The organism is Streptomyces sp. NBC_01384, assembly GCF_045040035.1.
GTDB lineage: Bacteria > Actinomycetota > Actinomycetes > Streptomycetales > Streptomycetaceae > Streptomyces.
In genome coordinates, this window is record NZ_CP109560.1 from 365,754 (window position 1) to 379,163 (window position 13,410).

9 protein-coding genes and 3 pseudogenes are annotated in these 13,410 nt (G+C 68.0%); 5 read left to right on the forward strand and 7 right to left on the reverse strand.

The genetic code is table 11. From position 1 onward, the window contains the following. Window position 1: 1 nt before the first annotated feature. Complete coding sequence (locus tag OG747_RS49180; RefSeq protein WP_405886273.1) at window positions 2-466, forward strand: transposase; 465 nt, start codon at window positions 2-4, stop codon at window positions 464-466. A gap of 221 nt (window positions 467-687) precedes the next feature. Here OG747_RS49180 and OG747_RS49185 read toward each other — a convergent pair whose 3' ends face one another. Beyond that, the gene (locus tag OG747_RS49185; protein ID WP_331744344.1) at window positions 688-2,748 is read right to left on the reverse strand and encodes a glycosyltransferase family 39 protein; all 2,061 of its coding nucleotides are present in this window, start codon (window positions 2,746-2,748) and stop codon (window positions 688-690) included. Window positions 2,749-2,842: 94 nt separating this feature from the next. Next, window positions 2,843-3,097, reverse strand: coding sequence for a hypothetical protein (locus OG747_RS49190; protein ID WP_405886275.1), 255 nt, complete (start codon window positions 3,095-3,097; stop codon window positions 2,843-2,845). Window positions 3,098-3,292: 195 nt separating this feature from the next. Between OG747_RS49190 and OG747_RS49195 the strand changes: the two are divergent. Further along, window positions 3,293-3,619 (forward strand): annotated as a pseudogene (locus OG747_RS49195) (transposase); the annotation flags it as partial. A gap of 603 nt (window positions 3,620-4,222) precedes the next feature. On the opposite strand, the gene OG747_RS49200 reads toward OG747_RS49195, so the two are convergent. Further along, a complete protein-coding gene (locus OG747_RS49200; protein WP_405886277.1) occupies window positions 4,223-5,044 on the reverse strand; it encodes an IS5 family transposase in 822 nt (273 codons plus the stop codon). A 453-nt stretch (window positions 5,045-5,497) separates the two neighbouring features. On the opposite strand from OG747_RS49200, the gene OG747_RS49205 reads away from it, so the two are divergent. Continuing rightward, the gene (locus tag OG747_RS49205) at window positions 5,498-6,262 is read left to right on the forward strand and encodes a hypothetical protein (RefSeq protein ID WP_316732935.1); all 765 of its coding nucleotides are present in this window, start codon (window positions 5,498-5,500) and stop codon (window positions 6,260-6,262) included. Between the two features lie 253 nt (window positions 6,263-6,515). Here the strand turns inward: OG747_RS49205 and OG747_RS49210 are convergent. The 3 genes and pseudogenes from OG747_RS49210 to OG747_RS49220 form a co-directional block, all read right to left on the reverse strand. Then, a pseudogene (locus OG747_RS49210) lies at window positions 6,516-6,659 on the reverse strand (transposase); the annotation flags it as partial. Between the two features lie 40 nt (window positions 6,660-6,699). Next, complete coding sequence (locus tag OG747_RS49215; RefSeq protein ID WP_405886279.1) at window positions 6,700-8,238, reverse strand: transposase; 1,539 nt, start codon at window positions 8,236-8,238, stop codon at window positions 6,700-6,702. A 97-nt stretch (window positions 8,239-8,335) separates the two neighbouring features. Next, window positions 8,336-9,625: pseudogene (locus tag OG747_RS49220) on the reverse strand (NF041680 family putative transposase); the annotation flags it as partial. 395 nt (window positions 9,626-10,020) lie between these two features. On the opposite strand from OG747_RS49220, the gene OG747_RS49225 reads away from it, so the two are divergent. Then, window positions 10,021-12,066 carry a hypothetical protein gene (locus tag OG747_RS49225; RefSeq protein ID WP_331744333.1) on the forward strand — a complete coding sequence of 682 codons (2,046 nt, stop codon included), beginning with the start codon at window positions 10,021-10,023 and terminating at the stop codon, window positions 12,064-12,066. Continuing rightward, window positions 12,063-12,587, forward strand: coding sequence for a DUF6262 family protein (locus tag OG747_RS49230; protein ID WP_405886281.1), 525 nt, complete (start codon window positions 12,063-12,065; stop codon window positions 12,585-12,587). Before OG747_RS49225 ends, OG747_RS49230 begins: the two co-directional genes overlap by 4 nt. Window positions 12,588-12,631: 44 nt before the next feature. Here OG747_RS49230 and OG747_RS49235 read toward each other — a convergent pair whose 3' ends face one another. After that, window positions 12,632-13,399, reverse strand: a complete 768-nt coding sequence (locus tag OG747_RS49235; protein ID WP_331745040.1) for a MerR family transcriptional regulator — start codon at window positions 13,397-13,399, stop codon at window positions 12,632-12,634. Window positions 13,400-13,410: the final 11 nt, after the last annotated feature.

Here is a 13,410-nt window from a genome sequence, read left to right on the forward strand (position 1 = left end):
CGTGCGCCGCGTCAAGCGCCTCAACCCCGAGGCGATCCCCGAGGGGCAGGGCACGCTTTTCGACACCTGGCGCTGTCACGGCGCGTTCACCAACTCCCCGCTCTCCCTGGCCGATGCCGAGCGTGATCACAGGCGTCACGCTGTCGTGGAGCAGGTGATCGCGGATGTGAAGAACGGCCCGTTCGCGCACGCCCCCTCGGGGCACTTCCAGGCGAACGCGGCCTGGCTCGCCCTGGCCGCCCTCGCGCACAACCTGACCCGCGCCGCCGGCACCCTGGCGTCCGCCTTCCACGCCAAGGCGACCACCGGCACGATCCGCGACCACCTGATCAACGTGCCTGCTCGGCTGGCACGTTCGGCCCGCCGCCTCACTCTCCATCTGCCCGTACGCCGGCCCTGGCGGGACGACTTCACCCAGCTCTTCGACCTCACGCACGCGCCACCACCCGCCATCGAGAAGCCCTGACCACCCCGCCCGCAAGGGCCTGAGATCTCCGGGCATGTGGAAAAGCTGGGCAGACCAGCGGGCACCCCATACCCGAATCCGCAGCTCAACCTCGGACCGCCCCCGAACCACCCGAAACGATCACACCGAAATCAAGCCGGTGGATCCGGGATGAGCGATAACGAGGCAGAGCCAGAGCAGGGGCGGCCCTCGGACCTGGCGCGGGGTGTCAACGGCACGACTCACGTACTGGACTTCGGCGCCCTGGCCCGGTCCGCCTTCCCCGCGTGACGGTGGTGCCGTGCCTGTGCCTTGTGCGGGGCGGGCGGCTTCGAGCAGTCGTAGAGATGGAACGTCTGGCTGGGTACCCGGGCACAATGGCCGCGTACCCAGGCGGCGTTGACGGTGCCGGGGTCGGTGGCGGCGCCGCCCAGGACGACGTAGCGCACCTTCCCGGTGGCGATCAGGTGGTGGAAGCCGGCGGCGGTGGGGGTCGGGACGGCGCCGGTGAAGCCGCCCATGGGGAGGACCGGGGCGCCGGCGTAGAGGATGTAGGGGGAGGCGGCGCGCCAGCTGGTCGTCGCGAAGACGAAGGTGGCGCGGCCCTGGTGGGCCCGGGTGTACTCCAGTAGACGCTGCTCCTCGCGGGTGAGCCCCTCGTGGCCGGTGCCCTTGAACGTCGAGCGGACCGGGGCGGTCTTGCCGTGGGGGGAGGACCAGGTGGCCCTGTTGCGGTACTTGCTGCCGTGCCGTACGGAGACGGGGCCGGCCGCGCCCATGCCTGAGTGGCCGTACTGGGTGGTGAGGACCGAGGACGCCCAGGCGGCGGACGGCAGCAGCATCGCGGCGATGCCGAGCCCGACGCCCAGCACCGCGGCCCGGGCCGGCATCCCGGCGCGGACGCGGGAGAGGATCAGCAGCGCGAGCGCGCCGACGCCGAGGACGAACGCGGTGGGCGCCAGCCAGGGCAGGAACGCCGGGAACTGGTAGGCGACGAACGCCGACCACACGACCGTGCTCCCGACAGCCGTCGGCAGCGCCCACAGCCGGGCCCGGTCGCCACGCCGCCAGGCCCGCCAGAACTGCACCATTCCGCCGCCGAACAGCGCGGCGATCGGAACGCCCACCACACCCATGTAGTACGTGTGCGCGCCGACCGCGCCGGCGCTGAACACCAGGAAGTAAGTGGCCAGCCACACCGTCCAGAACAGGAAGCCCGCCCGCAGCGGATCCGTGCGCGGCCGGCCGCGCAGCCACACCAGTCCGCATACGGCGGCGAGCGCGGCCATCGGATAGAGCCAGCCGATCTGGGTGGTGAGCGAGGGCCCGAACATCTTGGCCCACTCGGTGAGGGTCTGTCCGGTGTGGGGCACCGGATCGGTTCCGGCCATGCTCTGCGCCGCGACGCTTCCGGTGGACTTCGCGCTGACGCCGAGGCTGGAGAAACGGGTGAGGAAGTTGTAGCCGACGACCTGGCTGAACGCGGAGTTGTCCGTCGTACCGTCGACGAACGGCCGGTCCTGCGCCGGGGTCAGGGTCACGAGCAGCACCCAGGACGCCGACACCGCGAGGCAGGTCGCGCCCGCCGCCGCCAGATGCGCGAGGCGGCGGCGCAGTGTCACGGGGGCCGACACGGCGTAGAGCAGGCCGAACGCCGGGAGGATCGCCCAGGCCTCCAGCATCTTGGCCTGGAAGCTGAGGCCGATCCAGGCCCCGGCCGCGAGCAGCGGGCGCAGCCGGCCCTCACGGGCCGCCCGCAGGCCGGCGTTCGCGGCGAGCAGCACGCACAGGGTGAACAGCGGGTCCTCGACCTCGGTGCGGAACAGTCCGGCGATCGCCGGGGTGAGCACGAAGGCGCCCGCGGCGAGCAGGGCCGCGCTCTCCCCCGCCCAGCGGCGCACCGCGCGGTGCAGTACGACGACGCCGAGCACGCCCTCGATCACCTGGGGCAGGGTCAGCGCCCAAGGGCGGAAGCCGAAGATCCGCGCGGACAGGGCCTGCGGCCACAGGAAGCCCGGCAGCTTGTCGATGGTGATCGTGTTGCCCGGGTCGAACGAGCCGAAGAGAAAGCCCTTCCAGCTCTGCGTCATGCTGCGCGCGGTCTCCGAGTAGAACGCGTGATAGCCGCTGTTCTGGATGTCCCAGCTGAACAGCACCACCGCCGCCAGCAGGATCGCCCAGTACGCGACCCGCGCCCAGCCGGGTCGGCTCGCCGCGCCCCGTCCGCCCCCTGAGCTGCGGCTGAGCAGCCGCACGCCTATCGGCGGGGCCGAGGCGATGGTTTCCGCGGTGGTGCCGGCCATGGACAAACCCTCCCAAGTGCAACGCGCTGTCGGAATGCTAGATAACTGCGGCGGCGATCTGGATGCCTCGAAAGAGTTGTCATTTGGGTGAGAATCAGGTCGCCGCGTTGACCTGTAGGTCGGATCCGTCGGTGTCAGGTGCCTTGTCGCGGGTGCGGGACGGCAGTACGCGCACGGCCAGTACGGTGCACAGGGCAGCCATCGGGAGCTCCGCGCACACGGCCATCGCGACCGCGGTGGCCAGTTCGGGGCCGGGCTGGGAGGTCGTGACGTCGAACCAGGCGTCGACGACGAGCAGCGCGGCCGTGGCGGTGGCCGTGAGACAGCGCCGCGGGTCGCGGCGGAGCACAGGGACTTGGTCCGCTGGAGCCCCTGCACCGTCTGCCGCCGACGACGCCGAGTTATCCGCGGCGGGCAAGCACCGCACCGGTGGGCGCGGCTGGGCCACCGGCTCACGAGGGTCTGTACGGTCAACGGTGGATCTTCGAACAGGAAGTGACACCTGATGACAGACGTGATCGTCTCGGCTGAGGCCGTCGAGGAAGTGAAGCCCGCCGGGGCACCGGATGCGCTGGATGACCAGTTGATCGGTCAGCTGGTGGACCGCGCGAAGGCTGGCGGGATCAAGTTGACCGGTGAGGGCGGGCTGCTGCAGCAGCTGACGAAGAGGGTCTTGGAGTCCGCTCTCGAGGGTGAGATCACGGATCATCTCGGCCACGAGAAGCATGAGAGGGCCGCCGACGGCAACACCCGCAACGGCACTCGTTCGAAGACCGTGGTGACCGAGGTCGGGCCGGTTGAGATCGAGGTCCCCCGGGACCGGGCGGGCAGCTTCGAGCCGCAGATCGTCAGGAAGCGGCAGCGCCGGCTTCTCTGGGGGTAAGTCCGGTGTGGTGTGACGTTGTGTGGGGGCAGTAAGTTGATCTTCTGAGACTCGTTCTCGGGGGGTGTGGCTCTGTGGCGGGTTGTTGCATCAACCGTCAGATCATGGAGTTGCATTGCGTGCCTTTCCTGTGGATTTGCCGTCGGGAGTTCGGTACTGGACGGTCGTCGACGACGACTTCGAGGTGGTGTGGGTCGCGGATCAGTGGCTGCGGTTCCTGCGGTTCGGTCGGAGCCGGGCCGAGCTGACGACGAAGGCGTACGCCGAGGGCGTGGCGTTGTACCTGCTGTGGTGCTGGATCACGGGGCGACAATGGCCGCAAGCGGCCCGGGACATGGGCCTGTTCATGGTTTGGCTGAAGTACACGCCGTCGACGCCGGACGGTGAACCAGCCTCGGTGGTGCTGGGGCCAGGGGCCGAGCCGGCCCGGAGGGAACGGCGGATCAACGGGGTGCTGACTGCGGTGCGTGGGCTGCTGTCGTACGCCGTGTCGGTGGGCGAGGCGCCCCGCTCGGTGCTCGGGCAGATATACGAGCTGGCCGACAGCCGGGACCTGCCGCTGGAAGCCCAGGGTGAGGACTCCGGTCTGTCCTACCGGCTGCGGGCCGTCCACCGGGTGCAGGAGCCGGAGGCGGAGGTGGACCGGGCCTCCGACGACGAGCTTGTGGCGATGTTCGTGGAGTGCCGCAACGCCCGGGACCGGCTGATCGTGCTGCTGCTCGGCCGGGCCAGGCGGCGGCTGCGCATGAGGTGGGCGAACAGACGCTCGACGATCCACCGCTTGGGCAGCACCACGAAGCCCTTGACGTCGTCGCTGCGCTTGACGATCGCCAGCACCAGCGCGAACGTGGCCAGGCAGTGCTCGACGAGGCTGCCGGTGTAGCCGCCATCAGCCCAGACGAGGGCGAGGCGGTGGTGCGCGTCGGCCACCCGCGCCAGCAGGACCTGCGCGGAGGTGCGGTCGCCGACGTCCGCGCTGGTGACCATCACGCCGAGCAGCAGGCCGAGGGTGTCGACCACGACGTGCCGCTTGCGCCCGTTGATCTGCTTGCCGCCGTCGTAGCCGCGGCTGTCGGCGCCGACGACAGCATCCGCCTTGACCGACTGCGAGTCGATCACCCCGGCCGTCGGCTCGGGATCCTTGCCCAGCTTCTCGCGGACCCGCGCGCGCAGCCGGTCGTGGAACTCCTTGACCAGGCCATGGTCGCGCCAGCGGCGGAAGAAGGCGTATACCCGGTCCCACGGCGGGAAATCGGCCGGCATGGCGCGCCACTTGATGCCGTTGTCCACGAGGTAGCGGATCGCGTCCAATATCGCGCGGTGGCAGTACGCCTCCGGCTGCCCGCCGCGGCCTCGCATCCAGCCCGGCACCGGCAGCAGCGGCCGGACCACGACCCACTCCGCGTCCGTCATGTCCGAGGGATACCGCCGAACGCGTTCCGGCTGATCGGCCGCATTCCCGAACCGGTGAGCGACACAATCACACGTGGGTGTAGCCGAGTTGAACTCCACCGGCGCGAGCACGTACAACTGCGGCAACAGGGTCTCCCGGATCTCGGTTGGCTTCGTAACCCTGAGCTACCAAGAGGCCCTGTTCTCATGCCCGCGGCCAGCTGCGATCACCCGATCGAGACTGCCGTTCGACGCGCACCTCTCAAGATCGGAACGACAACAGCTCTCCGCGATCGGCGTGTGCTGGACGTAGGTGCCTACGGTGCTGACGCAGGTGGCGGGACCGGGATGAGCGTTTCCTTGTCGGCGGATCAGTGCCCGATAACGCAGGGCAATGGGCACCCCAGACAGCCGTGTTACCTTCTCGTGCCGCCTTCTCAGGCCGGTCACAGACTTGATCCAGAAAGAGGCAGAATGCGCCCGTTGCGGTTCCTCACCGCCACCCTTGCCTGCACCGCACTCACCGCACTCGCCACGGGGTGCGGGTCCCATACCGCGGCCTCCGCCAAAGTGGGCGGCACCCCCGCGGCGCCCTCAACGGCGCCGACTTCGCAGCTCACCGGTCTCACCGCCCAGCAGATCTCCGACAAGGCGGAGAATGCACTGAAGCATGCCTCGTCGCTGACCATAACCCTCGAATCGAAGGGAAACGGCAAAACGAGCGGCACCATGAGGATGGACCGGGTGGGCCACTGCGACAACCGGCTGAGCATGGGCGCCCAGGGCAGCTTCCACATGATCAAGTCGGACGGGCAGGTCCTGATGCAGCCCGACCAGGCCATGATCACAGCAATGGGCGTCCCCGCCGCCGCGAGGAAGCGGCTCGCGGGGAAGTGGCTCAACCTCACATCCTCGGCGGACATGAAGGACCTGGCGAAGTTCTGCGACCTGAACGCCTTCCTCAAGGAGGTAGCGACGGACGACAACGAAAACGACATCGCCAAGTCCGGCACCGCGACGATGGGCGGAGTGCCAACGGTGGTACTGAAGGGCCGTGACACCGACGGCTCGTTGATGTACCTCTACGTGGCAGCGACCGGCACGCCGTATCCGCTGAAGATCGCAAGGCCTACCGGCAAGGACGCCGGCACGGCGCTCTTTTCCCGCTACGACGACCCCGTCACCGTCCAGGCTCCGCCGAAGGACCAGATCATCGGCGTCTCACAGCTGACGAGCTGATATCCGCCGTCAGAGGGTCAGGCCGCCTCACGCGTCGTCGACACGAGGTGGACTCCGTGGCCGCGAACGCGAAACACTGCAACAGCAGGGCCTCCTGGGGCTGCTCGTGGCTTCAACAACCTTCGAGCTACCAAGAGGCCCTGCCTTCATGCGCCGCCCTGCCGAAGACCACCCAGCCGAGGAACGTCACCGGGACTCACGTTCGAGCGACAGACGCCAACATCGGTACAGCAACAGCTTCTAAACTTGGCGTTTATCCTCGGCGGGTTTTGTGTTCCTTGATCGACTCGGCGCGTTTGACGGTCTTGCCGACGTCGTGGCGCTTGGCCCGGTGCTTGTTCTTCGAGCCGGGAGGCCGTCCCGGGCCCGGCTTGGACGGTTTCGGTGCGGCCGCCGGACGGGCCGGAGGCTGTCGCACGACTTCCGCATGAGGGGAGTCAAGAGCGAGTTTCGGCTGTGTGGTTGAGGAGCTCGTTGAGGTTGTGGACTGTGCCGAGAAGCTTGATCTCGGTGTCCACTCTGTCGGTGCTCCGGTAGTTAAGGTGACGTCCGAATCGTTGGAACAGCTGGGCGAAGCCTGGCTCCACCAAGGCGCCACGCCGCTTGTAGAGAGTCCGGCCCGCAGGGGTGTCCAGCCGGTCGGCCATCTCGCGCTGGCCTGCGGGAATGGTGCTCTTGTCTTGTGGGACGGGGCCGCTGTCCGATCCTTCCCGGGCCACTGCGACGAGCAGGGGCAGGCCGGCGAGTGCTTCGAAGTTGGCGGCGGAGGCATATCCGCAGTCGGCGAGCCATGCCTGGACCTCGTTCACGATCCCGGCCGCGATGCAGTTACGCTGGATCTGCGTGACCATGGGGACGAGGGCCGTCATGTCGGAAGGGCTGTCCTGAATTTCGATCGCGAGCAGTAACTGGTTGCGTGCACAGGCGAGTTGCAGGTTGTAGCCCTGCAGGTAGCCTCCGCGTTTGCTGAGCATCAACCGCGAGTCGGGATCACTCAGGCAGGCACGGGACTCCGGTGAGGGGACCGGCCGCGGATTGCGGGCCCGCTCCAGCCAGGCCCGCGCCTTCACCAGCCTGGCCCGCTGCCGGACGAGGGCGGTCTTGTGCTCCATCGAGACCGGCGGGCGGCCGTTCGCCCCGCGGCGGCCTGCTGTCAGGTCTGCTGCCGCCCGCGCTTCGTACTTCCTCAGCTTCTCCTGGTGAGCAGCGGTCTCCGCGGCCAGGCGCTCCTTCGCCCGGGCCACCATCCGCTCCGCGGCCTCGACCTTGATCCTGATCTCGCCTGGTGAGGGCAGGGCTCGGTCATACACCTTGTCCCGGGCCGACCGGGCCCGCGTGAGCCGGTCACACAGGCGGGACAGACGAGGCCAGCCATCTGACCCGGTACCGCTCTCGGTTCCTTCGAAGTCGTCGGCCTCGACGGTTCGCGCATGCTCGAGTGCGTCCTCCAGCAGCGCGTCGATCTCGCCTTCGCACTGGGAGATGATCGCCTCAAGGCGATGCAGGCGCCGGTTGGAGTCGCGGGATGCGTTCGCGTCCATCGGTGAGCCGTCCACGGCCACTGCCGAGAGATCCACCAGACCGTGCCGGTCGCACAGCGCGAGCACCTGCACGAACATCGACTTCAAAGCAGCACGGTGGCGCCCGACGAACCGCGCGATGGTGGAGTGATCCACTCTGCGGTTCGCGGTGATGATCCGGCAGCCCACATCATCCCAACAGGATTGCTCGATACGGCGGGTGGAGCGCACTCCCTTGCTGTAGCAGTACAGGATCAGCGCGACCAGGTTCGCCGGAGGGTAGGCCGCCCCTCCCTGCCCGTCGGTGCGATAGCCGCTCTCGAACGCTGAAAGATCGAGTTCTCCAACGACGTCCAGCACCTTCCAGCACAGGTGCTCGGGAGGCAGCCACTCCCGGACATCCCGCGGCATCTCGAGGTCACGTTCACGGTCGCACAACAGGAAGTTCCGCCCCACGAGCCAAGATTCCAACACCCGCGTGAGAGCCGGAACCGAACATCAAATCGCTCTTGACTCCACCCATGTGGAAGTTGTGCGACAGCCTCGCCGCCGTCGCGCGGACGTTGCGAAACCCCCGGCGGACGCGTGCGGGAGTGAGGCGGCGGGGCTCAGCGGGTCGCTCCCAGGGACGGCGCAGGTCCTCGGCGAGGGGGCGGGCGAGGCGGAGCTGCGTGTGGGCGGCGATGACGAGCCAGGTCCACAGATCGGCGCTGTCGGCGTGGCGGACCTTCGGGGCGGTCCAGCCGAGCGTCTGCTTCAGGAGCCTGAAGGTGTGCTCAAGATCGAATCTGCGGAGGAACGACTGCCACCAGCGGTCCACGTCCGCCGGCGTCGCGGCGATGGCTGAGCACCACAGCCAGACCGGTTTCGGGTTGCGGTCGCCCGGCAGGCGCTCGACCTGTAGCCGCACCAACGTGCCGTGCAGGACGGGCAGTTCCTCCTCGGCGTGGTCCAGCCATGGGCCGCGGTGGGTGAGTCTGGGGTGCATCCGGTCCCAGGCCATCGCCTCGGCCTTGCCGTAGTGGGTGGTGTCCGTGCTGGTGGTGACGTCGGGCTGGTGCCAGCTGTCGGGCTTGGCGAAGGTGAGGACGCCGCCGTGCCGACGGGGCCGCCCGCCCTTCGGCCCGGGGCGGACCGGGCCTGGGTCGCGGAGCATGACCCGGTCCGAGCGCAGGCGCCCGACCAGCACGACCGGCAGGTCGGCCAGGGCGTGGGAGAGGTAGGTGACGTCGTAGCCGGCGTCCATCACGATCAGGATCTCCAGGTCGCCCGGCCGCCAGTGCCCGGCTTGCGTCAACTGCTCGACGATGTCGCGTAGTTGGGCGGCGGTCACGGCGGTCGCGTCGTCGGCGGGCCCCAGGCGCACGGCGTCCAGCAGCGCGACCCAGGAGGTGCGGCCGGACTCCAGTGCGGCAACGAAGGAGTACGGCCAGCCCGGCACGAACTGGTCCGTCTTGCGGTCGCCACGTCCGTAGACGTGGCAGAACAGCCGATCGTCGCTGGTCGGGGCATCGGGGCGGAGCCAGTTGCTCACGTCCACGGCCAGCACGATCCGCCCGTCGGCCGCCTTCGGCAGCGGCAGGCCGGCCAGCGTGCGGCGCAACCGCGTCGGCTCCAGCCAACCGCGGTCCAATGCCGCGTACAACGCGCCATGCCCGCGCCGGTGCTCGACCGCCAGCGACAGCTCGACCAGGGTCTTCACCGGCCCGTCCGCGCACAGCACCGCGTCCGTGAGCTCGAAGAGCGCGTCCTGGCGAGCGTAGAGGCATTCGTAGAACTCGACCCGAAAGCGGGACAAGATGCCCAATACGTCGCCTGCGGGCGCGTCGACCGGGAGACTCATACGCAGCGGCCGTTCTCTCGTGCTTCGTGACTCGACATCTCGAAGCGTGGAGGACGGCCGCCCCTGCTGTCCCGGGAAGAACCGCAGATCAGCAGGTCGGGTGACCTGCCAGGATAAACGCCAAGCTAAAGGGCACTCCGGTCAGCGAGCCGGTATGCGCGGGCTGCATGAACCGCTGGAAGCAGTCCGGGGCCGACCTCTCCTTGGAGGAGTTCACAGCCAGGGGCCGGACTGGCAGTTTTCGGAGTATCGGGCAGAAGCTGTGTGAGGTGCCGGACTGTGAACGGCCACGGCGGACGGTTGCCGTCCGTGTGTGTCCCGCACATGAATACCACTGGTCAAGATCCAGCGACCTGACGCTGGAGGACTTCCTCAAGCGCCCGAATCTGCGGCCGATGCCCAGCATCGGGCCCTGCCAGGTCGCCTCCTGCTACCGAGCGCGAGGCCGAGAGGGACGCCTCTACTGCGACGTGCACGCCACACGGCTCGGCATCGAGCGGCGCAGCGGGAACTTCAACGGTGACGAAGAGCGCTGGCGTCTGACAACGCCAGCGGTGGCCGTTGACCGCGAGGTCAGCTTGCGCGGCCTACCCGACCGGCTGGTCGCCGAACTCCTCTACTGCCTCCAAGTCCGCACCGCGCGTGACGTGAAGACTCGCGATCACCGGTTCAGGCAGATCTGCGACCGGATACGCCTCCTTCAGATCCCCAGCCTGGAGACCCTTGAAGACGCAGACCTGAAGCAAACAGGGATGACCACCGACCTCCAGATGATCATCAGGGGCGCCCGGATCGCATTGCGTCGGCTGGGATCGTCCCCGGAGACCGAACGCCTCAAGGACGTATGGGACTTGGTCATCTTCGGCCACAGCCGCACCCTCAACTTCACCAAGATCCATCAGCGGCCCCTCCGCGAAGCGGTCAAAGTCTGGGCCTATGACGAACTCCCTCGGCGGCGCGGCCGAAACGTCGCGTCCTCCATGCAGAACATGATCCGCGGGATGGAACAGCTCTCGGACAGCCTGCGGCTGCAACGCGAGGACGAAGGACAACAGCTGAGACTCCTCAGTCGTACGGACATGGTCAGTTTCTGCAACCGGATCGCGTTCCTCGCCGAGACCGGCGTCTTCGGGGCTCATCACCGGGTCAACGTGATCCGCTACGTCCGGAAGATCGTGAACCGTATCCGCGTCATGGGCCTCACCGGCGCCGGCCAGGTGATGGAGGGCCTGCCAGCCGACTTCGCGCTGTCCGTGGAGGACATCCCGGACGAGCCCGAGGACACCGAGGCCGGCCGCGACCTGCCGGACGAGGTGATGCGGGAGCTCTGCGACAACCTCGATCTGCTGGAGAAGAGCAGCAACCGCGAGTTCCGGGTCGCGACCGAGTTGTTGATCGATACTGGCAGGCGCCCCGACGAGATCAGCACGTTGCCGTTGGACTGCCTGACGAAGGATCCGGACGGCAACCTCGTCCTGCTCTACGACAACTCCAAGAACTACCGGCTGGGGCGCCGTCTGCCGATCGCGAAGGCAACTGCCGCCGTGATCACGGCCCAGCAGGAACGGGTACGCGAACGCTTCCCCAATACTCCGACCAGCAGACTCAAGCTGCTGCCGAGCCCGGTGGCCAATCTCGAGGGGACGAAGCCAATCGGCTCGATCGGCGAGGCCCACCGGGCGTGGGTCGACGGCTTGCCCGACATCATGATGCCCGTCGTGGTGGAGGCCGACGGGCAGCTGGTGACGAAGATGCTGCCGTTCGACAAGTCCAAGATCTTCCCTTACGCCTACCGGCACTCCTTCGCCCAGCGGCACGCGGACGCCAACATCGCTCCGGACGTGCTCATGGATTTGATGGACCATCGCGAACTCTCCACAACTCAGGGGTACTACCGGGTAAGCCAGGAACGACGGCGCGAGGCCGTCGACCGGGTCACCGCCCTGCAGTTCGACCGTCGAGGCAACCGCGTCTGGCGCAAAGCACAGGCAATGCTGGACTCCGAACACGTACGGCGGGCCATCGGAGAAGTCGCCACGGCCTACGGCATCTGCCTGGAACCGCACAACGTCGCAGCCGGCGGGCAGAGTTGCCCGCTTCGCTTCCGCTGCGTCGGCTGCGACCACTTCCGCACCGACGTCTCCTACCTTCCCGACCTGGAGCGCTACCTCTCTGATCTGCTCCGCAGCCGCGAGCGGCTCCTGTCGGTGTTCGAGGCCGACGACTGGGCCCGCAGTGAGGCCATACCCTCCGAAGAGGAGATCCGCCGCGTCCGACGCCTGATCAACCGGGTCAAGGCGGACCTGGACGACCTGTCAGAAGAAGAACGCGCCCAGATCGAGGAAGCCGTCGCCGTGGTCCGCCGCGGCCGCGTGGTGATGCTGGGCATGCCCCGCGTCCGCCAGCCACTTCCCGATGTCAGGCCCTGGAGGCTGCCGTGATCCCCGCCATGCGCGACGGCCGCCAGGCAGACACCGAGCGCCGCCGCCAGCGGGTGGCCACAGCGGTCAAGAACGCCGCGAAGAACGGCACCCTCATCAGCGTCTCGGCCATCGCCCGGCAAGCCGGAGTAGACCGCAGCTTCCTCTACCGCCACCGCGACCTGCTCGAAATCGTCCACGCCGCCGAACTCGAACCCGCAGCCCAAGACCCGGCCGGCGGATCGCCGGTGAGCAGAGCCTCGCTCCAGGCCGACCTCGCCAACGCCCAGGCCCGCAACACCCGCCTGACCGCCCGCATTCAGCAGCTGGAGAAGCGACTGTCGCAGGTGCTGGGAGCCCAGGCATGGCAGGAGTCAGGGCTCGGAGCCCCAGCGGACATCGACGAACTCCAACGGAAGATCACCAGGCTGGAGCAGCACAACGTCGAACTGACCTCCGCGTTGGAGGAGGCCCGATCCGATCTCGATGCCGCGAGGGAGGCCAACCGGGACCTGACCAGAGCGCTGAACCAACGAGGCTGAGGCGGTCACCGACCCGGATCGTCAGCACGCGAGGCGGTCCGGGTCTATCGGGCGATCGGCGGTTCCTGAGCGGACGTGACAACGGCTGCCAAGTCTGCGCCCGCTCGGAGTAGTGCCACGGTCCGCATGGCGATCTGGTCAAGACGTTGTTGCAGGATGCGTTGCGTTTCTCCCAGGCCGTCGAGCTGGTGCAGGGAACCCATAATGTCGCGCACTGCGGGAATGCCGTAACCGGTGCCACGGAGGGCCGCGACGATTCGGGCCGCTCTGATCGCTGCAAGCCCGTATCGACGTGCTCGCAGTGACGTCACTCGCTCGGGGATGACGAGTCCTTCCAGCTCCCAGAACCGCAGGGTTGAGGGACGGACATCGAGCGCTGCGGCCAGCTGCGTGATCGTCATCGCGTCGCTCTCCTGCTCGAACTCCGGGTTGTTCGTCTCATCCTGGATCGCACGCAACGCTTGTTGAGCACGCAGAGTTTCGTCCCGTTCCCGCGCGAGCCGAACGTGCACCGCGCTGATTGCCGAGGCTGCCGCAGCGATCGTTTCCGTCCGCAGCGCCGCGAGCATCTGCCGGGCTGCGACAGGCCCAACAGCACCGGCGAGTCCGCGATAGGCGCGAAGAGCATGCACGTGAGCTGATGTGTATGAGCGGTAACCGTTGCTCGATCGAGCGGCTGGGGGAATGACTCCCAGCCGCTCCAGGTCGCGAACCTGTTGCACCGAGTACCCCGACTCTCTGGCGACATCGACTGTTCTCAGCGGTACTCGTCGCGAACCGCTGCTGGTCTCGTCCACCGGCCAACCCCACATAAGCACTTGAA